15 protein-coding genes and 1 tRNA gene are annotated in these 21411 nt (G+C 39.7%); 15 read left to right on the top strand and 1 reads right to left on the bottom strand.

Annotated elements, in window-relative coordinates; all coding sequences use genetic code 11:
- Positions 1 to 214: 214 nt before the first annotated feature.
- The 6 genes from ATC1_RS06205 to ATC1_RS06230 are packed head-to-tail and all read left to right on the top strand — an operon-like array spanning position 215 to position 5619.
- Entirely contained in the window at positions 215 to 988 is a 774-nt protein-coding gene (locus ATC1_RS06205) for a class I SAM-dependent methyltransferase (RefSeq protein WP_062279386.1), read from the top strand.
- Between the two features lie 5 nt (positions 989 to 993).
- On the top strand, positions 994 to 2055 hold the full coding sequence (locus ATC1_RS06210; protein ID WP_062279388.1) for an XdhC family protein: 1062 nt from the start codon (positions 994 to 996) through the stop codon (positions 2053 to 2055).
- 5 nt (positions 2056 to 2060) lie between these two features.
- Positions 2061 to 2612 (top strand): nucleoside-triphosphatase, encoded by a 552-nt coding sequence (locus ATC1_RS06215; protein WP_172667727.1) that lies wholly within the window; start codon positions 2061 to 2063, stop codon positions 2610 to 2612.
- A gap of 54 nt (positions 2613 to 2666) precedes the next feature.
- Positions 2667 to 3689 (top strand): FecCD family ABC transporter permease, encoded by a 1023-nt coding sequence (locus ATC1_RS06220; protein WP_062279393.1) that lies wholly within the window; start codon positions 2667 to 2669, stop codon positions 3687 to 3689.
- Entirely contained in the window at positions 3686 to 4486 is an 801-nt protein-coding gene (locus ATC1_RS06225; RefSeq protein WP_062279395.1) for an ABC transporter ATP-binding protein, read from the top strand. Before ATC1_RS06220 ends, ATC1_RS06225 begins: the two co-directional genes overlap by 4 nt.
- 56 nt (positions 4487 to 4542) lie before the next feature.
- Entirely contained in the window at positions 4543 to 5619 is a 1077-nt protein-coding gene (locus tag ATC1_RS06230) for an ABC transporter substrate-binding protein (protein ID WP_062283970.1), read from the top strand.
- A gap of 65 nt (positions 5620 to 5684) precedes the next feature.
- Here ATC1_RS06230 and ATC1_RS06235 read toward each other — a convergent pair.
- A tRNA-Leu gene (locus ATC1_RS06235) sits at positions 5685 to 5766 on the bottom strand.
- 249 nt (positions 5767 to 6015) lie between these two features.
- On the opposite strand from ATC1_RS06235, the gene plsX reads away from it, so the two are divergent.
- The 9 genes from plsX to ATC1_RS06280 all read left to right on the top strand — a co-directional run bounded on the left by plsX (position 6016) and on the right by ATC1_RS06280 (position 21145).
- Entirely contained in the window at positions 6016 to 7011 is a 996-nt protein-coding gene (gene plsX, locus ATC1_RS06240; protein ID WP_062279398.1) for a phosphate acyltransferase PlsX, read from the top strand.
- A gap of 16 nt (positions 7012 to 7027) precedes the next feature.
- Positions 7028 to 7729, top strand: coding sequence for an NERD domain-containing protein (locus ATC1_RS06245; protein WP_062279399.1), 702 nt, complete (start codon positions 7028 to 7030; stop codon positions 7727 to 7729).
- 412 nt (positions 7730 to 8141) lie between these two features.
- Positions 8142 to 8732 carry a hypothetical protein gene (locus tag ATC1_RS06250; RefSeq protein WP_062279401.1) on the top strand — a complete coding sequence of 197 codons (591 nt, stop codon included), beginning with the start codon at positions 8142 to 8144 and terminating at the stop codon, positions 8730 to 8732.
- 419 nt (positions 8733 to 9151) lie between these two features.
- Positions 9152 to 10321: an IS256 family transposase gene (locus tag ATC1_RS06255; RefSeq protein ID WP_062278265.1), complete on the top strand. Its 1170-nt coding sequence runs from the start codon at positions 9152 to 9154 to the stop codon at positions 10319 to 10321.
- Positions 10322 to 10644: 323 nt separating this feature from the next.
- Positions 10645 to 12582: a vWA domain-containing protein gene (locus ATC1_RS06260; protein ID WP_062279403.1), complete on the top strand. Its 1938-nt coding sequence runs from the start codon at positions 10645 to 10647 to the stop codon at positions 12580 to 12582.
- Positions 12583 to 12585: 3 nt separating this feature from the next.
- Positions 12586 to 14394: a cellulose biosynthesis cyclic di-GMP-binding regulatory protein BcsB gene (locus tag ATC1_RS06265; RefSeq protein ID WP_330218454.1), complete on the top strand. Its 1809-nt coding sequence runs from the start codon at positions 12586 to 12588 to the stop codon at positions 14392 to 14394.
- 2 nt (positions 14395 to 14396) lie between these two features.
- Positions 14397 to 15242, top strand: a complete 846-nt coding sequence (locus ATC1_RS06270; RefSeq protein WP_062279407.1) for a GGDEF domain-containing protein — start codon at positions 14397 to 14399, stop codon at positions 15240 to 15242.
- 292 nt (positions 15243 to 15534) lie between these two features.
- Entirely contained in the window at positions 15535 to 19437 is a 3903-nt protein-coding gene (locus ATC1_RS06275) for a GspE/PulE/PilB domain-containing protein (RefSeq protein ID WP_062279410.1), read from the top strand.
- Positions 19424 to 21145 carry a hypothetical protein gene (locus ATC1_RS06280; RefSeq protein WP_062279412.1) on the top strand — a complete coding sequence of 574 codons (1722 nt, stop codon included), beginning with the start codon at positions 19424 to 19426 and terminating at the stop codon, positions 21143 to 21145. Before ATC1_RS06275 ends, ATC1_RS06280 begins: the two co-directional genes overlap by 14 nt.
- Positions 21146 to 21411 lie beyond the last annotated feature (266 nt).

A 21411-nucleotide genomic window follows, 5' to 3' on the forward strand; every position in this document is an offset into this window, starting at 1 on the left:
GTTTTTTTACAAAAAGTGCAAATCCATAAGAACGACAAAGAGTTCGTGCTTATTTAAGAACGGATTGGTTGAATAATCACATATTGACTAATCAATAATTGAGTAATAAAATGCTATCAGAAAAGTATGAATTTATTTCTGTGATCTCTCCTGTATAACAAAAAGAGCATAAATTTTCACAGATAACTGTTTGATCCGGAAGAAACAACTCGAAATGTATGTTTGGACACCTCCTTCAATCAAATTCCTGCGGGATGCATCTGAGTATTCTGATTATTATGAACAATTGGCAGAAAAAATCTTCGCCTATCTCCAACAAGGAATCCGGATCTGCGATGCGGGATGTGGCTTAGGCTATTTAAGTCTGAAACTGGCACAATTTGCCGCTTCGGTCACTGCCATCGATTGCTCTGAAGAAGCTTTGGAAGTATTATCCGAAAATATACATAAATTCGATATTTCCAATATTTCACCTCGATTCGGAAATATTTTTGAATGTCCACCATCAACTCGATATGATGCAATGGTTTTTTGTTTCTTCGGAAATACGCAGGAATCATTGACAATTGCCCGTGAGCAATGTGTTGGGAAAGTAATTTTGATAAAAAAAGATTATTATGAGCATCGTTTTTCAATCGGACACCATGTGCTTGACCGCTATTCTTTTGAAAAAACATGCAACGATTTGGATGAAAATAGTATTCCTTATCAAAAAGAGCGCTTTTCACTGCAAATGGGGCAGCCATTTCATAGTCTGGAAGATGCTGTACTTTTTTTTCAGATCTACAGTCAGGATGATCAACCTGAGCGAATTAATGAGGAGATGATCAGAAATCGACTGATTAAGGATCCTTCGGGCAGATATCCGTTTTATCTCCCTTCAGAAAAAAGACTGGGATTGATTGCGTTGGATACGGAAGATATCCCTGATGAATTTATTATCAGCGGAAAGACGATGGATCGGGGAAATCACCGAAGGAGGGATTAAAAAGCATGAAAGAATTGTTTTTAGCATTACAGGAAGCGCTTTCGAATGGGAAAAACGTAGTTTTATGCAGTATCATTGCATCAAGCGGATCAACCCCGCGTGGCGCTGGCGCAAAAATGATCATTTTTGAAGATGGGACAACGCTTGGAACCATTGGCGGAGGTGCAGTGGAACATGCTGCGAGTCTGATCGGTTTGGAAGTTCATCAAACCCGGAAATCTTTTACCAAGGCATTTACACTTGCGCCCAATCAGGTCGCAGATTTGGGGATGATTTGCGGCGGAGATGTTAAAGTCTATTTTCAGTTTTTTACATCTGATAAACCGGAGTATTTGAAATTAGTGCGGCGGATCAATGAGTTGTTGGATAAGAATGTTGATTCTTGGCTGATCACAGAAATTCATGAAGAATCGATTTGGAATATAAATCTCTTTGACCGGCAAAGTAACGCTTTTTTTTCACAGGCAGAATATCCGCAGGATTTCCAAAAAAATTTTAAATCACAAGCAGTTCTCATTCAGACAGAGCCGGCATACTATGTCGAACCTTTGTCTCAAAGCGGGTATGTCTATGTTTTTGGCGGCGGGCATGTATCTCAGGAGCTGGTTCCGATGATTGCCCGTGTTGGATTTCGTCCAGTTGTTTTTGAAGATCGCGAGCAATTTTCTGACCTTTCTTTGTTCCTCGGCGCTGTGAAAGTCGTTCAAGGAAATTTCCATTCCATCTCAGAAAAAATTACGATCACAGATTCTGATTATGTCGTTATTATGACACGCGGCCATCAGGCTGATTATCAGGTTTTGGAGCAGGCGCTGCGCACACCGGCATCATATGTTGGAGTGATTGGAAGCCGACATAAAATGGCAGCAACTCAATCCAGACTTCGGGAGGCTGGTATCTGTGAAACGGATATAGCGAGAATTCATAACCCGATTGGTCTGCCCATACTGGCAGAGACACCTGAGGAAATTGCGATCAGTATTACGGCGGAACTGATTTTACATAGGGCGCAGCACAGAAATCGGGACCTGTTATTTTCTCATGAAGAAATGTTTAAGGTTTCGTGATGATCATGGACAAAAAAAAGCATCTGCTGATCACAGGAAAAATCGGCTCAGGAAAATCGACTCTGATTTCGAAGATTCTACTTTTGCAGAATGAGCCTGTGTATGGTTTTTTTACAAAAAAAGAAAAACCGGATTCTTTCGGAAATAGTTATGTATACATACACGCTCCAAATCAGCCCAGAAAGTATACGAAGGAAAATTGTGTCGGAATATGTACGATCGGCGGTTCAGTCGGTTTCTCGAATATTTTTGATCAACATGCGTATCTGTTAAATAACATTCCTGAAGGCAGTCTGGTTGTAATGGATGAATTGGGAACGATGGAATCGGAAGCTTTTCAGTTTTGTCAGGCAGTTTTTTCAGTGTTGGATGGGAATTTTCATGTGATTGCCAGCTTGAAGATGAAAGATACTCCTTTTCTGAACGCCATACGAAATCATCCGAATGTAAAACTTTATTCCATCGATACGGAAAACCGGGACTGCTTGTATGAAGCAATTTTAATGGATCAGGAATTCCATAATTTACCGGAACAAATGGATACATCCTCCCACTGAAATGAAACAAGGATTGAATATTGATTCAATTACCGCTGGAAAGGAATTGTCTTTGTGAAGCAGGAACGAAAAGCCATTTATTTTACATCCGTTAATGTGATATTAATCGCGGTCCTTTTGGCTGCCATCGTCATTTCATTTATGTTTGGTCGCTATCCTGTTTCACCGAAAGAATTGCTGGGTATTCTGTCTTCAAGAATATTCACAATCAGTCCTTTTTGGGAAGAGAAGATGGAAACCGTGGTCTTTAATATTCGTCTGCCGCGAATTCTGATGGCTTGTCTGGTCGGCTGTTGCTTATCTGCTGCCGGAGCTGCCTATCAGGGAGTTTTCCAAAATCCCATGGCGGCTCCTGATATTTTAGGCGCATTATCCGGCGCTGCTTTTGGAGCAGCATTGGCAATTCTTTTTAATGCTTCCAGTAAACTGATTACGATTTCCGCTTTTTTGTTTAGTCTTCTCACAGTTTTTCTCGTATATTTCATCAGTTTCCATGTCGAAGGGAAGAAAGTAATTGGATTAATCCTTACTGGAATCATGGTCAGTTCGCTCTTTTCTTCCGGAACTTCTTTTATTAAACTGGTCGCAGATCCCAATGATCAACTACCGTCGATTACATACTGGCTGATGGGAAGTCTTTCCGGAACAACAAAGAAAGATGTTCTATTCGTCATCATTCCCATGTCGCTTGGATTAATACCGCTCTATCTGCTGCGGTGGCGGATCAATATCTTGACACTTGGCGATGATGAGGCGCGTACCATGGGTATCAATGTTCAATTGCTTCGTCTGGCTGTCATCCTTTGTTCCACGTTGATCACTGCAGCCAGCGTTTCTGTCAGTGGAATGATTGGTTGGGTTGGTCTTGTGATCCCCCATTTTTCACGGAAAATTGTCGGGAATAATTACAAACACTTGATGCCCGCCTCGATGACTTTAGGCGCTTTATTTTTATTGATCGTGGATAATTTTTCCAGAAATCTGCTGCCCACTGAAATTCCCCTGGGCATCTTGACAGCTTTTATCGGAGCACCCTTTTTTATTTATCTCCTGACAAGAAAGGGGGATTCATTTTGAGCATTGTTGTCAAAGGATTAAGTTTTTCTTACGATCAGCGCATTGTCCTGAATCATATTGATTTTTCTGCTCAAAAAAGCCAATTTCTTTCGATCTTAGGCCCGAACGGTGTTGGAAAAAGTACGTTATTTCGTTGTATTCTGGGGTTGTTGAACGGATATAGCGGTGAAATTTTGCTGGATGGAGAAAACATTCGTAAGTTATCTGCAGGGGAAATGGCAAAACGGATTGCTTATATTCCGCAAATCTATTATCCGTCTTTCAATTATTCTGTTTTTGATATGGTCCTGATGGGGACGACCCAACAGATCTCGGTGATGTCAAGTCCTGGAAAGAAACAGATTCAGCGGGCGGAACAAGCCTTGCAGCGTTTGGGAATCGAGCATTTGCGTGATCGCGGTTTTACAAAAATCAGCGGCGGAGAACGGCAATTGACGGTTATTGCGCGCGCATTGGCACAGGATGCGCATATTCTGATTTTAGATGAACCGACGGCCAGTCTGGATTTCGGTAATCAGATTAAAGTACTGACGCAGATTAAATCTTTGGCCGATGAAGGCTATACCGTTATTCAGTCAACGCATAATCCGGATCAGACATTTCAATTCTCTGACAGAGTATTGATCTTGAAAGAAGGGAATGTGTTGGCATACGGACGTCCTTCAGAGATTATCAGCCGGCAAATCATTCAGGAACTATATGATGTGGAGATTGAAGTGATGAGTCTTTATCAGGATGCTGTTCGTGTTTGTATTCCCCGAAGTGTGATTCAGAATCAGTCAAGTGATATTCGTTGAAATCAATGGCAGCGATTTCAACGTTATTTAATATGCCCCCAAAAGGATACACGCAAATGAAAAAGAAGTTACTTTGGTTTTTAATAGTATGTATGATCTCTTTGTCGATGTGTGTTGTATGTTCAGCGGAAGGAGAAGCGGGAGATCAATCCACTGTCATTTTTACCGACTCTGTCGGACGCCAGGTTGAAGTTCCTGTAGAGATCAATCGAATCGCAGTTTCCGGTCCGCTGGCTCAGATCGTTCTATTTGCATTGGCGCCCGACAAACTTGTCGGTATCGCGACTGAATGGACAAAAGAGGCAGAACAATATTTGGATCCTGTCTATTATCAGCTTCCGGTTTTGGGCCAGTTGTATGGCGGAAAAGGTGAGATGAACCTGGAAGAACTGCTGCACGAGAGCCCGCAATTGGTTATTGATGTTGGAGAACCGAAGAAAACAATTGTTGAGGATCTGGCTAAATTACAGGAACAGACTGGACTGCCTTTTGTTCATGTGACGGCAACCATTAACACCATGGCTGATGCCTTCCGAATGTTGGGTAAACTTCTGCATATGGAGGATGAGGCGGAGAAATTGGCGTTATATTGCGAAGAAATTTTATCCCGAACGAATACAATTCTGGATACGATTGGAGAAAACGGAAAAGCAAATTTGCTTTATTGTCTGGGTGCAGAAGGGCAGAATGTCATAGCGAAAAATTCCTATCATGCTGAAATTATCGATTTATTATCCAATAACCTGGCGGTTGTGGATGATCCTTCTGCAAAAGGAACCGGAAATGAAGTCGATATGGAACAGATCCTGATGTGGAATCCGGATGTGATTCTTTTCGATCCGGACAGTATCTATGAGACGGTCAAAGAGAAAGAAGGCTGGCAGCAGGTAAAAGCCATTCAAGATGGAAAGTACTACGAAGTGCCTTTTGGCCCATATAACTGGATGGGGTTTCCCCCGTCTGCGCAGCGATTCCTTGGGATGATCTGGATGGCACAATTGCTATATCCGGATGTCGCGAATTATGACCTATACACGGAAATTGCCCGTTATTATCAATTGTTCTATCATTGTGATTTAACAGAAGAACAATTCAAGACGTTGGTTGCCAATTCAATTTCAGTTTCACAGTAATCTGAATAGAAACGGATTGGAAACAAAATAAAAAGCCGTTCTGATGAACGGCATTATTTATTTTGTGCGCTGGGGGGGACTTGAACCCCCATGACTTGCGTCACATGGCCCTCAACCATGCCTGTCTGCCAATTCCAGCACCAGCGCAATTGACTTTCGCATTTAGCTTTTGTATTATAATCATCTACGCAACATTGTCAAGGACATTGGTGCCGTCTGAAGCAGCAATCGATATATCGATCAGACTTTTGAACTAATCTGGAAATTGTGATATTCTGAAATTTTTGCGCTGCGCAAGAATTGCAGAATACCAAATAATCCTCCTCGCATTGAGATTTGCTGAGGAATAATCAAAAATTGCGGAATTGTTGATTTATTTATAACCAGGAGTGATCAATGGCAATTGTATTAGATGCAATGGGGAGTGATGATTTTCCTAAGCCTGAGATTGAGGCAGCTATTCAATTCTCAACGCAAACACGGGAAAAAATATTTCTTGTTGGGCATCGCGATATTATCTATCAACATGTCAGTGAAAATGACCTGTCCGGATTGCCCATTGAAGTCATCCATGCCGAAGATATTCTCGAAATGGGTGAAAAAGCAGTCAAGAGCGCGCAATTGAAACCGAATAACTCCATGGCAGTGGGACTGCAGCTTGTCAAGGAAGGTGCTGCCGGCGGGTTCATTACGGCGGGAAATACCGGTGCGGCTATGTTCAACAGCCTGCGCAAATTGGGCAGAATTCAAAATGTAGCTCGTCCTGCTCTTACAACACTATTCCCGACGCGTAGCGGCTTTTGTGTTGTATTAGATATCGGCGCAAATTCGGATTGCCGTCCGGAATATCTGCAACAATTTGCAATGATGGGATCCATCTATGCAGAAAAAATGCAAAAGATTTCAGCTCCGCGTGTCGGTTTGCTGAATAATGGAGAAGAAGCGGGAAAAGGAAACGAGCTTGCTCGTAATACATACACGCTTCTGGAGAGCTCTGGTTTGAACTTTATCGGGAATGTCGAAGCTAAGGATGTCTTTGCCGGAAAAGCGGATGTAGTGGTGACGGATGGATTTACCGGAAATGTATTTTTGAAAACTTCGGAAGCTGCTGCAAAAATGATGTCCGATCTGCTGAAGGAAAGTCTGTTATCATCATTAAAAACAAAAATTGGCGCGTTACTTGCAAAAGATGCATTTAAGATCCTTAAAGTTAAAATGGATCCAAACGCGATTGGCGCTGCTCCGCTGCTTGGCATCGATGGCTTGTCCTTTGTTGGGCATGGTCGATCTAACAGCACAGCATTATTCAATGGAATGAAACTGGTCAAAGAAGCAATGGATATCCAATTGGTATCCATCCTTCGAGAGACAATTCAGGAAAAATTATCTTAAGAACAGGATTTTTTATATGTATATTTATACCAATGAAAAACGATTAAAAAAGAACAAAAAAATTTCTAAATATTTGACCAGCATTTGTTTCGCCATTTTGGTAGTTGGTGCAGTCGCTGCTTTTTCAGAAAAATATTTCATGTATTCCTTTTTTGCTTTGATCATCGGCGTTTTCCTTTCTCAGGCATCGATTTCCATGACGACCCGTTGGGGGCGTGAGCCGGGGAATAATAATCTGATGAATGTGAAATTGAAAGGGCTGAGTGATAATTTCTCAATATATCATTATATGGATCCGGTAGATCATCTGTTGGTAGGAACCGCTGGCGCATTTATTCTGATGCCGTATTATCAGGGCGGTATCATCGGTTACGATGAAAAGAAACAACGCTGGACACAAAAGAAAGCCAGTATATTCATGAAAATGTTCGGGCAAGAATCGCTGGGACGTCCTGATCTGGAAGCATCAGCCAATCTCGAAGCTGTAAAAAAATACTTTGTCAGTCGGGATATTGATTTTCCTGAAGACAAAATTCATCCGGTTCTGATTTTTCTGGGACCGAAAGCGCAGCTTGATCCGGAAGCAAATTTCAAGTATGACACTATTCAATTGGATAAATTGAAAGAAACAGTGCGAAAATATGCGAAGGATGAACGGCTTTCGACAGAATTTATTGATGAAATTACCGATAAATTGCCGCTGGATGATATTGAGTGAAGTAAGAATTCAATAATTTGCATCGCAAAATAAAAAATAGAGATGTCTTTTTCCCAATGCGGATAAACGACATCTCTATTTTTTTAACGTCTTTTATGGGGCATGGAGATTGTTTCGTCTCTCTGTGGCTCGCAATGACAAACTCCGGCGTGGTGTGGTTCGGCAATGATTCTTTGCTGTACTTGCAGCAGATGACATGGAAGAAAGACACTGTAACCGAAGACTGAGAAAGACCATGGCTATTTTGTTGCATCAGCCGTCATCAGGCGTGTCTGGTAGTAAAGATTGTCGATTAATTATGTCAGATTTGTCCGATAATAGAATTAAAGAAAGACTTTAACGATAACAAATTCGTTTTCTGATGTTTCTGAAATCTCATACCAAAACAGTTAATTTGAAAGGAGGCCGAAACATGAAAAGAATTGGAATTATTTACTTCGAAATAATACTGTTGATTTCTTTTGTTCTCGGATCAATTTCTCTGAATGAAAGTGATCAATCGTTTCCTGACAGCAAAATCACCCAACGTTTTTTTGAAAATGATAATTTCCGTTTTGAAATCCCGAAAGGTTGGGCATTAATGGAAACTGTTTGGGGTGATCGATACAGTCCAAGGAAAAATTATTATGGATTTGAATTGGAGGAAATTGTATCAATTCAAAATTCTGACGTTGCTGGTCAAGGCACAGCCTTCTTTTCAGTAGCCAGTTCCCCGCTTGCAGGGGGAATGGATTTAGCAGATAGGTTTACTGCAGCTTATGAAAAACCTGTTCCTGCAATAAAAAATGTTGAAAAAAAGCTTTATCAAAATGAGGAATATTCAGGTTACGAAATAACCTACGATCGACCGTGGGGAGAACCCTGGTGGCGGTTTCATGATTTATGGCTGGTAAACCAGGACGTAATGATTTATGTCCTTTCTTTTCATACCATACCTGCTGAGTATGATGACAATCAAGAGATAATGAAACAAATTATTAACAGCTTTACATTCTTAAATTGAATCGCAGGTTTTTACGTTTCATTTCTATCTGCCAATTTGCTTTCTTATAAAAAATATGCGTAACAGTCCTTCCAACTGAATAAATCGATTTGCAGCAATTCGGAAATCCAAGCCAACTTTCGAATTGCTGTTTGATTTCAAAGTTATGTCATTTTCTAACTTCTTGAAATTTGTAATTGTCCAATTTCCTTATTAAATTTGCATTATCAGAAAAAGCACACAGGAAAAAAATGTAGCTGAAAATATTCCTTCCTTTGTTCGGAAAGTAAATCCATATTTCGAATTGCTGGTACCGAATTACCGCACGGTATAAAGGGTGAAGTAGGTGTATCATTCTTTCTGTAAAATCATGAACCTTAACAAAAGAGGTGAGTCAGAAGTATCCTTAAACGGCGACCAAACCAAATAAGGAGAACCCAATGACTCACCAAAATGATTATAGCCTGTCTCCGGAATTAGTAGCGGAGATTACCCAGAATGGACTTCAAGCAGTTCCAGAGATGTTACGAGTGCTGCTCAACAACCTCATGCAAGCAGAACGTACAAAATACTTGCATGCCGATGAGTACGAACGAACTGCGGAGCGACAAGGTCACGCCAACGGCTTCAAACCCAAGACGGTTAAAACTCGGGTGGGCGAAGTGACGTTTGCCATTCCCCAGGTACGGGAAGGAGGTTTTTATCCGACTGCCCTGGAAAAAGGGTTGCGCAGTGAGCGAGCCTTGACAGCCACCCTGGCGGAGATGTATGTGATGGGGGTCTCAACCCGCAAAGTGAAACAAATCACCGAGAGGTTATGTGGTTTTGAGATTTCCGCCGAACAGGTCAGTCGGGCCACCGCCCAATTGGATCAGACCTTACAGGAATGGCGAAATCGGCCGCTTGGAGCAATAACATACCTGTATCTGGACGCTCGTTATGAGAAAGTGCGTGAAAACAGCCAAATTCGGGACGCTGCGGTCCTGATTGCCACCGGGATCACTCCCCAAGGCGAGCGGCAAGTCCTGGGGGTTTCTGTCTCTCTGAGCGAACAGGAAATCCACTGGAAAGACTTCTTGAAAAGCTTAAAAGATCGGGGGCTGAATGGAGTGAAACTGATTATCAGTGACAGTCATGAGGGTCTGGGAGCTGCAAGAAGAGCTGTTTTCGGGAGTGTGCCATGGCAGCGCTGCCAGTTCCATTTGCAGCAGAATGCGGGTTCCTACGTTCCCAGACAATCCATGAAAGCAGAAGTTGCTGCCAATATCCGGGCGATCTTCAATGCGTCGGATCGGAATGCTGCTGAAAAGGGCTTGCAAGCGGCTGTCCAGAAATATGCGATCTCTGCTCCTCGGCTTTCTGCCTGGATGGAGGAGAACCTGACAGAAGGATTTACCGTGTTTGATTTTCCATTGGAGCACCGCAGGTCGATTCGCACAACGAATAGTTTGGAGCGTGTGAACAAAGAGATCAAGCGTCGCACCAGGGTGGTTGGCGTTTTTCCGAATGAAGCGTCCTGTTTACGGCTGGTGACGGCGCTGTTGATGGAAACCAGCGAAGAATGGCAGATCGGGAAAAGGTATTGTTTTGCGAAATCCGTGGATTGTTAAAGAAACATGGATATTTCTGACTCGAATTTACAGAAAAAAGGTTGCGTAATCAGGGTGAATATGTTATACTATTGCTTTGGGAATTTATACACAAATACATCATACCTAAATCAAAATCATACATATTGCATGATTAGGGAAAATCTTTGATCAATATATTTCGGTTTTCAAAATTATCTAAAAAAGACAATGGCGGGAAGTGGAATAGTTTTATATTGATGATTTTTTTTTAAGACCGTAGTTTTCTCAAATATTGTATGTACGACCAATAATGAACACGATTATACTTTTGAATTCTAAACGAAATTAAAACGGATTAAATCATGATAAAGAAATATATCGTTGAACTTCTGCTTCTATTCTCACTGGTTTCTGCTCAAACGGTTGAAAATCATTTAGCGAACCGTTTTTTTCAAACTGACAATGAAATTTCTGTGGTATGCTCAAATTTTTTTGAAGATCAACTACTGGAATTTGACCGTGCTGCGATGACTGTCGATCAAATAAGTCTTGATAATGTGGCGGTAGAAACATTAAACAACACTGATCTTCCGATAAACATATTTTTCCTGATTGATGTTTCGAAAACAGTGTTTGAAACAGAAAAAGAGCTTCCTAAAAATTTAATTCATCAATTTATTAATGATTCAGTCTTGATGAATAGAACACGTTTGGGAATAATTAGTTTTGGAAGTACAGTCAACTCAATCCAATCGCTGACAAATGATGGAAATAAAGTAGAAGAAGCATTAAATCAATTAAATTTTGATTCCAAAACCTCGGATTTTAGTTTTGCACTTCTTGAAACACTCAAACTGATTGATGAAACAAAGACTTCCAGCCCTGTAAATAACCAGATAATACTGATCACTGATGGAGCCGGTTATAACGATGCAAAAATTAGTGAAAAACAAATTGCAGAAGCATTATTTTCTTCCGGAGTTTCTTTGAATGTTATCGTAACGAGAAATACAAATACCAGTTCTTATGAAGAATTTGATTTTAACAGGCTGAACAGACTCGCTTCAAATTCAGGCGGAATTGCTTTAAAAACTGATACCGGAGATTCGGCTGAAAATTATAAAGCGAAAATTGTGGAATCAATTCTACAAACACGAATCATACATGGGGAATTGCCTGCAGATTTTTCTTTATCATCGGATGCAAAATCAGAAATATTATTAACGCTGTACCATCAAAATGAAGAGGTCTTTCGAACAAGCCAATTTGTCCAGTTAGCACAGAAAATGGCGACAGAGAGAACCAAAGATGTTACGCAGCATATCGATTTATTGACGGATACGCCGGTTGAAGAAACGAATAATCTAAATCTTTCAGGGGTCAATCAGACACCAGAACAGGTGATGGCAAGCATTGTCCCTGTGATTCAAAAGACAAGAAAAGATACTGTTGTCCCGACATTCGTACTGAATCAATCCGAAACGGATGAGGTTGTCCATTCTGTTTTATCAGGACAGATAATCCTATCGCCAAATTCGAATGTCCTTTCAGGAGCCGTCGTGACTGAAACTCCGATAAGTCCTTCTGAGACGATTTCTCAAATAGCTATTGTGACACAATCCGTTACTGATGTGCCAATGAAAGAGGCAACTCCTACAGCGATTACCCCGACTGATACTCCAACAAATATTCCAACCAATACTGCTGTGAAGACTGATACTCCTGCGGCAACCAAGACCTTGATGAAAACTGCAACTCCAATCGTGACTGCCACAACGAGGAGGACGGCAACTCCTGAAATATTGAAACAGGCAACCGAAACTGTGAAGCCATCTTCTTTGTCAACTGGTACTGTCGAATCAACAACAGCTCAGTCAATTCACTCTGGCGAACAGTTGACAGCTCAAATTGAAACGACTGCAACTGCAGTGAACAGGGAAGCAAGTATTTCGAAAACAAAACTTGAGCAGACCAATCATACTCTGCCGGATGAATCGGTAAACGACGGTATTTACTCTGATAGTCGAATTAAGACAGCGGAGTATACGTTAAAAGATTTTGGTTATACGACAGATGTTGAATATCGAGGTGTTTTGGTAAGTCATCAATATGATATTAATTTGCCGAAAAATTGGACTTTTTCGAGTCCATTCGATTTGATAGTAAATTTCAGTCATTCCAATTCGTTGAATTCGAAATCAAGCTTAGCTGCAGACTGGAATGGAATTCGACTTACGAGCGTTCTCTTGGATGATTCAAATGCTGAAAATGGTAGTTTGTCTTTTCGGATTCCCACCTAACAAATCAATCCAGGCTACAATAAATTGAGCTTCCAGTTCTATATGGGTATTCGTGACGATTTTTGTGAGGATTTTGATAATCCTGCCGTATGGGCGGTAATTCATAATTCTACTGCTTTTCGTTTTGACTATACTGTTACAGAACCAAAACTGGATTTATACAAGCTTCCGAGTTCCCTTATTGACCCAAGTCCAATATTGAATAACAGGATTAATCTTGTCTTACCCGATAAACCCTCTGTTTCTGAAATCAATGCAGCCGCATTGGTCAGCGCAAAATTGGGACAAATTGCAGATTGGAATAAACTGGAGTTGGAAGTTTTTTCACTTGACCAATTATCAATTACACAACCTCTCGGTAACATCATCTATATTGGCAATGCAAAATCATTATTGAGTAGCGTTGAGGATATTATTCCTGATTACAGCACCAGTTCAACAGAAGAACTTACATTTAAAAATCTGGATGGAACCCTGATCGAAAAGGATTCCGGTGTGTTTTGGCTTCAAACATCATCCTTTGATTCGAAATCAATTGCGATGACAATAACAGGCGCCTCTCCTTTAGGTCTTCAAAAAGCTGCTGAAGCCTTTGCAACAACATCCGTTTTTGACAGACTTTCCGGCAGAATGGGAATTGTAGTTGATACTCCAGCTTCTGATAAAGTGGAAAAATCGATTAATAAATTAGTTTATTCGCTGGATGATTTGGGTTACAAGAATATTGTCGCAGAAGGAAATCGTCAACAATCCGTCTTTCTCAATCTTCCTTTACAAATGGCATTTGATTCGTTGGGTGAAGCTGCTCTACATCTGATTTATTCCCATTCTGCGATTGAAAACGCTAAAAATTCATACATGGATGTTTCAGTAAATAGTGTTCCAGTTAAAAGAATTGCTCTGAACAGTCATGACAGTGAAAATACTTCTGTAGTTATTAATATACCCTTGAAATTATTTAAATTAGGCGATAATACCGTTGAAATCACCAGCAATATTCAAGCGGATATATCAAACATTCAAAGTACGTTATACTGTACAGAGGATTATTATTCAAATTCCTGGTTAACGATTAACCCGGATTCTTCCTTCACTTTCCCGAGCGGTACCAGTCAGCTATCGGCAAATCTTTCAGGATTTCCTCAGAATTTGATCAGCGCTTCATCGCTGACCGATCTGGCGTTGATTATTCCCGATACCGTTGATTGGGCAGCTATTTCAACAACAATTATCACAGCCAATCGGATCGGCAGAGTTGCAGAAGGGGATCAATTATTCCTTAAAGTGTTTTCAGCTTCAGACCAATCGTCCGAGAGGTTCGAACGATCGTATCAGATTCTGATCGGTTTGCCATCCAATAATGCTGCAATCAAAGATCTGAATGATTTATTGCCTGTTTCTTTTGATACGGAAGGTGTTAAACCAAAATTCCCCGACAGTATGGCCGCAGTTTATTCATCCTCAGGGAAATTCGGATTTATCGAATCAATCCTGACGGAGGCAGGAAAATTCCAACTGATTCTTACGGCGAATTCACAGGAAAGCCTGGAATGGGTTTCAAAGGTCATAGACAATCCGGAGATCTATAAAAACTTTACAGGGAACCTGCAGGTCATCTCAGGAGAAAATGAAACGGCATCATTTACAATTCCTGGCGCAATGATAGACAAAGCTATCCAAGACTCTGAATCAACGCAGGTCTCTGGCAATCAATTATTGCAAAAACCGGATTGGGTTGTCATTCTGACAGCCGCAATATTATTCATTTCGTTGACGGTTATCACAGTAGCCTGGATTAATAAACGACGGTAATTATGGCAAAAAAGAACAATGGAATTCAAGATATATTAATTGTTATCTATTTAATTTGGTCTGTAATAGCGGTTTCAGGAATTCTTTTCCTTGATAAACAACTCTATTTTTTAGGGTTGGCGCTATTAATTATGGTAATTGTTTTTTCAACGATTGTCTCAATCGTCTATGGCTCGCTGACTTCAGCGTTAATGGCTTCGATTATTTATGGGACAGTCTTTTTTAGTATTTTCAAACTCACCACAAAGAACATATATATTCCAGGTTTTATGGCTTTAATTTTCTTTATTACTGCCTTCCTTGGAAAATTAGTCATGCAAAAAATCTCAAAGACCTATCAAAAGATGCAGACTGAAATCCAGATTTTGTCAAATCTGATTCAATACGATGCTGATACGAATCTCCTGTTATGGCAATATGTTCGAAAAAAGATTGACGATGAACTGACTCGTTCTTTACGGTATAAAAAGAACTTTTCTTTGATCATGACGGGTACTGTGCATCGTCCCAGCGGAATCCTGGATGATGAAAAAGAACAGATCATCCGGCAAGGACTTGCAGATTTATTATCCCGCAGCTGCCGGAAAGATATCGATATCCCATTCGGCGGTAACTATTATGGGATTATCTTACCTGAAACGGATTCAATCGGTGCGTTTCTTTTCTCCAAAATATTGATGCAGGAGGCATCGCGGAAAATCGCAATTGATCTGCGCATAGGTATTGTCAGTTATCCTACCGATGCTGGAACCACAGAATCTTTAATCGAAGCATGTGAAGAAGCATTGCAAACAGCCTTGACCACGGAGAATTCAATCGTTCGTTATAGTGATATTCACAAAATATAAGAATATGCCTGCAGGTTAAAATAGGAGTTTTTTTGAATTCTTTTATTATTGTTTCGAATGTAGAAATACGTTGAAAGATTCATTTGCGTCTGGAAAAATTCTGATCGTTGATCTTTATAATAAAAGAATTATTTAAAATTCGTATCACAACAAATAATTTTTTTCTTAACGCTGTTTGTTCCTGTTCATGAAATAATTATTCGATCTCTTGTCGAATTGAAACTCGATAGCAAATGGAAATATATAGAAATTCCTACTAACAGTAAATCTTTTTTCGAAAGTGTTTAATAAGTTGAATAAGAAACTGTCAATCGATCTGCCATCCATTGTTCGTCTTATATCTGTTGATCCGGTAAGAAATGCCGTCGACATTTTCCCTGAAAAATTATCGATTAAATACTCGTTGGTCCCTTTATATTTAGAAGAAAAAACGCTTATTTTGGCTGGACCATTAACGATTGACAGTAATGACATGGAGAAAATTCGGATCTTAATAAATCATCCGGTTCGGTTTTTTTTGTGTCCATTGAATGATTTCGTCGATTTTCGAAACCGCTGTTATCCGCATCAGGAAATGAAACCGGATGCGGATACATTTTCAAAATTGTTCTTTGATGAAAATCGTTCAGAAAATATGCAGCCTCAAATTGAGATTCTCAGTCTGATTCATAATATTCCGCACCTTCACAACAAGTGTATGTTCTCTGCAAGCGGCCTTGATTTGTTGCTTCCCCAATCATTAAACAGAGAACATTTTGTCCCAATGTGCTGGATTGACGGAATGATGTATTGTTTGATTGATGATCCATCCAATATCAGGATATTCCAAGAGAAATCAAGAGGTTTGGATTTTCAATGTCAGCTTGTTTTAACCAGTCATGAAGTTTTAAGTTCTGTGTACCGTCGTTCATCGCTTATCGGACCTGCGATAATTAATTGTTCAAATTCTGTAATTATCGATTCTTTGATTCAAAAAAAACTACTTACACGGGAACAAGGTCAATATGCCTTGGAAACTGAACGTCAAACTGGAGTCTCATGTCGAGAACTATTCATTGAAAACCGAATTATTAAACCGGATATCTGGCTGAAAACTCGGGCTGATTTATTGAAATGTGAAGCGTTGCTCTCAGAAGAAATTCCGCCTGATTTTTTACGGAATCTTCAACGATGCAAAGATATTATCCCAGCGTGGATTGTTCGAAAATTTCAGATTTTACCGATTTTTGAAAATGCTGGTACTTTGATTATTGGTATCAATGAGATCAATTTTAATTATATTAATTTAGCAGCGGCTGTTTCTCATTGTCAGATTGAATTGCGTCTGATGGATTCGGAAATCATCTTAAAATGGATTGATAAAATTTATCCGACAAGATTTTATCGGGATCTTTTTCCGGTAATTCATTTGGAGTCTCTGATTACTGAGTTAGGTTATCTGACTCTGGATCAAATTCAGAAATCTATTCGTGTTGGAATCCAGCAGCATAAATCCTGGCTAAAAATTGCAACAGAAAAGGGTTATATCCGAAATTCTGAGTTATTGGAAGTTTTGAGTTTATTTTCGGGTTATCCCTTTTACAGTATGGATCATTTTCCTATTGATGAATCGTTGATTGCCCAATATTCCTGGGAGGATTTGAATCGAAATAAAGTATTCCCTTTGTTTCGAGATGAAATTCGAATTTGGACTGCAATTTCGGATCCTCTTAATTTGGACGGATTGTCGAATTTTCAAAAGATCAGTCAAAGACAAATTGTTCCAATTATCGTTCAAAAATCAATATTTACTCAAATACTCCATATTTACAGCAAACCGGAAAACAGATCAGGCGCAGAAGAACTTGAAAACCAATTCATTGAACACCTGGTTAACAAACGTTTGATTACACGTCAAAATGCCATAACAGTAATCGGCGCACGGAAGAAATCGTTTATCCCACTTGCTGAAGCCATCGAATTAAATTCTTCGATCAATCCTGAAGAATTGGCAAAATCAATAGCGGGTTTTTATCAATATCCTTATGAGGATATTTCATTAAGAAAAGAAACGCAATTTGGAATCGATGCCATCGGGAATCCCATAGAGAGAGAATTATTTTCTGATCCGATAGATGGATCAGCCGCCTGCCTTCTTTCATATGAAGATGCTCAGCAGATGAGGGCGCTTCCAATTCGATTTCAGAATGATAAAACTGTTGTCGCATTTTCTGATATACCTGATCCAGGAAAAATTGATTATATTGAACAATTCATTGATAAACCGATAATTCCGATCATAACTGTCAGGAAAATGTTAGAGGATGGGATTCAACGGCAATTAGGAAAACCTCCATTAGGATCGATTTTATTACTGGCAGGGATGATAACGCGTTCACAATTGAACGATGCGCTGGATTATGCCCAAAAAAACGGAATTCGAATTGGTAAAGCACTCATCTATAAGCAATTTATTCAGGAGGATGTCCTCTTCCAATTCTTAGCAAAACAATCTGGATTGTCGTATTTTGATTTAGAGAAAACTGATATCGAAAAAAATGTCGTTCAAATGCTCGATGCGAAATTTGAACGTGTCAATGGTCTGCTACCTGTTTCAGCTGATCAACAAAAAATAATTCTGGCAACCGTTGATCCGTTGAATTATGGCGCAATCGAAGAAGCTAAATCCAGGTTGAAGAGGAATGTAAGACTGGTGCTGATCTCTGAGAGTAAATTTGAGGAAGCTTTGGAAAGTGTGTACCAACAGGATTATATCGATGAAAGTATATCCTCATTATTGGAAAGAGCGCCTGGAGATTCAGCTTTTCATATACTTGACAAACAACAGCAAATATTTCTGTTATTTTGTATCCTTCTCTCCATCTTCGGCATATTCGTAAATGCTCGTTTCTATTTTGTTTTATTAAATGCCGTTATAACTATCTTTTATCTGTTATTTTCGTTATATAAGTTTGAAATCATTTTTAAAGCTGTTTCTTCCAATTTAGAGATTCCAGTAACTGACCAGGAAATTATCGAGTTAACCGATGCAGAATTACCGATCTTTTCCATATTAATTCCTGTTTTTCATGAAAGTGAAGTACTATCAGGTGTCTTAAATTCGTTGATGAAAATTGATTATCCTCCTGCCAGGTTGGATATTCTGGTTCTATTGGAAGCAGATGATTTTGAGACGATTGCAGAATTCGATCGAATTAACCCCCCCCGCTTTATTCATAAGATTATTGTTCCCGCATCAGAACCGCGCACAAAACCCAAAGCATGTAATTATGGATTGATACATGCCAAAGGGGAGTATATTGTGATTTACGATGCGGAAGATGTACCGGACCGAGATCAATTGAAACGAGTAGTTATTGCTTTTTCAAAAGCGCCCGAAAATGTTGCCTGTATTCAGGCAAAGTTGAATTTTTATAATCGAAGGCAGAACCTCTTAACAAGATGGTTTACGGTAGAGTATTCGATGTGGTTTGATCTTCTTTTACCTGGATTGGATGCGGAACACGCTCCAATTCCATTAGGCGGCACATCGAATCATTTTCGGAAAAGTTCGCTGCTTGAGGTTGGCGCCTGGGATCCACACAATGTGACGGAAGATGCGGATTTGGGAATCCGGTTATTCAAACGAGGATATCGAACAAGAATCGTGGATTCAACAACATATGAAGAGGCAAACAGTAAGTCGGAAAACTGGCTTCGTCAGCGTTCCCGATGGCTGAAGGGATATATGGTAACCTGGATTGTCCATATGCGTCATCCCATTCGGTTAATACAGGAAATTGGAATAAAAAACTTTATGAGTTTTCAATTTATTGTGGGGGGAACTTTTTTTTCCGCTTTACTAAATCCAATTTACTGGACTTTCACAATTCTTTGGCTTGTTCTTCAGCCAAGTTTTATACAAAAATTATTCCCTCCTTTCGTTTTTTATATGGGAGTCATATGTCTGTATGTCGCAACATTTGTTTTTACTTATGTGAATGTAGCTGGCGCAATGCGACGCGGTTATTATGATATGGTATGGGCGGCAATACTCAGCCCGATTTACTGGGCAATGAGCAGCATTGCCAGTTGGAAAGGTTTTATCCAGCTAATTTTTAAACCCCATTTTTGGGAAAAGACACATCATGGTTTATACCAAAATAATCATGGAGAGAATGAATTAAAAGATCGGAATCAGGATGAGTCAAAATAGATTTCAGTCTTATTATTCCTCTGCTGTAAAACAGCGAGATAGTAGTTTCGCAAGCGGTTTAACGAATTCAATGGCAGATGGTCAATTCTTCAATCATGAAGGATTCTGGATTTTTGCCTTTTCCTTTTTGTTAAATATCATGATGGCATATGTCCTGTATTTTCATTTTCAAATCGGAAACAGCGATGCCCTTTCAAGAACTGCCAATGCGTTTTATGTTTTGTTTTCACGCGAACCTCATTTAGCAGCAGTCGATTTTGTTTGGCCTCCGCTTCCCAGTTTTTTGCAATTGCCGTTATTACCATTGACAAAGTATTTTGGATTTGTGAATTTTACCGGGAATATTGTTTCATCGATATTTGGTGCATTGTGCTTAGTTTTAATGAATCGTTTATTGGCGAAATTCCATTTTTCATCATGGATTCGCTGGATACTCATCGGATTACTTCAGTTTCATCCAGATACTTTTTATCTTTTTTCTTCAGGCATGGCTGAACCAATCTTTCTGTTTTTTGTGATTGCCACGTTCCTGGGAATGATTGAAATGCCGCTGACGATGCGTTCCTGGGTCATCGCCGGATTGAGTCTGACAGGCGCTTTTTTCGTTCGTTATGAGTCTTTGGCTATGATGGCTGGCGTTGGATTCGCTGTAATCGTACTCCTGTTTAATAATGAACCGGATTGGATCAAGAAAACAGAAGGATGGCTTTTTGCTGTATTGTTGCCTCCTGCTTATGGAATTGGTCTGTGGCTGTTTTTTAACTGGACATTGATGGGGGATCCTTTGTTTTTCCTGCGCAGTGTTTACAGTTTATCGAATGCCCCTGATATTGCGAAAATTGCAGGGTTAACCCATCCTTTATACCTTGCTTATGGGAATATCATCGAAGCGATTCGCATAGGTGTTATCCGCTCTTTTCAACAGAATCCTGCCTATCCTGTAATGGGGTTGCTGGCTTTTTTTACGATAGTTCGATCGAAAAAACGTAACAATTTCAGCGTGTTCATTGTGATGATCAGTATTACTGCATTCACAATATTACAGGTCTATCTTGGATCTTTGGCGAATTGGATGCGCTATTGGTTTTATGCTGCTCCCTTTGGATTAGTGATGGCCGGAATTGTTCACCAGAATTTACGCTCCAAATGGCGTATTCCCTTCTACTTGTTCTTGATTTTTCTTTTTATTTCAGGAACTCCGATTTCGCTGATGACGATGCGAAATGAAAAATTCGGAGGTGATGAGCAAAGGATCAGTGCATTGCTGCTTTCACCTGAAAAAGAAAATGCGATTAAAGAAAAAGATGGCTTTTGGGTTTATCTGCATGATGCTCCAATTGTTGCCGAAGTGGTTGATCAATACGCTGCGAATGGACTGGTGATGGTTGATTCAAGCAGCAGTTTCTCGGTAATTACATCTGTAAGAAATCCGAAAGGATTGTTTATTTCGAATGATACAGATTATTTCAAAGCGCTCGCAAACCCGATTGGAGTGGTAGCTTATATGCTTGTTCTGGATCCAGATACGGGTGGAGTCATTAATACGATCAATATCACTTATCCGACATTATTTGAAAATGGAGCTCCATGGGCTACCCTGGTGTGGGATTCTGGAGAAAATACCATTAATCATTGGCGGATTTACCGCATTCATCCAGTTGAATCATCGCATTTATCAACACTCGCCTCCAGTTCTTCGGATTTTTAGAAAGCATTCTGAAAAAAGAACATTAATTCCAATGAAAATAGGGTTCAATTTTCATTATTGAATGTGAAATATTTTTCATCTGTTGGTCGAAATATGGTAAGTACAACAAATTTCCTTTTTTTATTCGAAAGATTAATTAAAATTTCGAATTACTGAAAAAAGAAGGAAAAATCGCTGTCCTGGTTTTTTTTAACGATTCAAATCCGGAAAATCGTGATTTCAATTTCATTCGGTATGAAAGGTATAAACTCCCTGCATAACAAACC

It is taken from the genome of Flexilinea flocculi (assembly GCF_001192795.1).
Lineage (GTDB): Bacteria > Chloroflexota > Anaerolineae > Anaerolineales > Anaerolineaceae > Flexilinea > Flexilinea flocculi.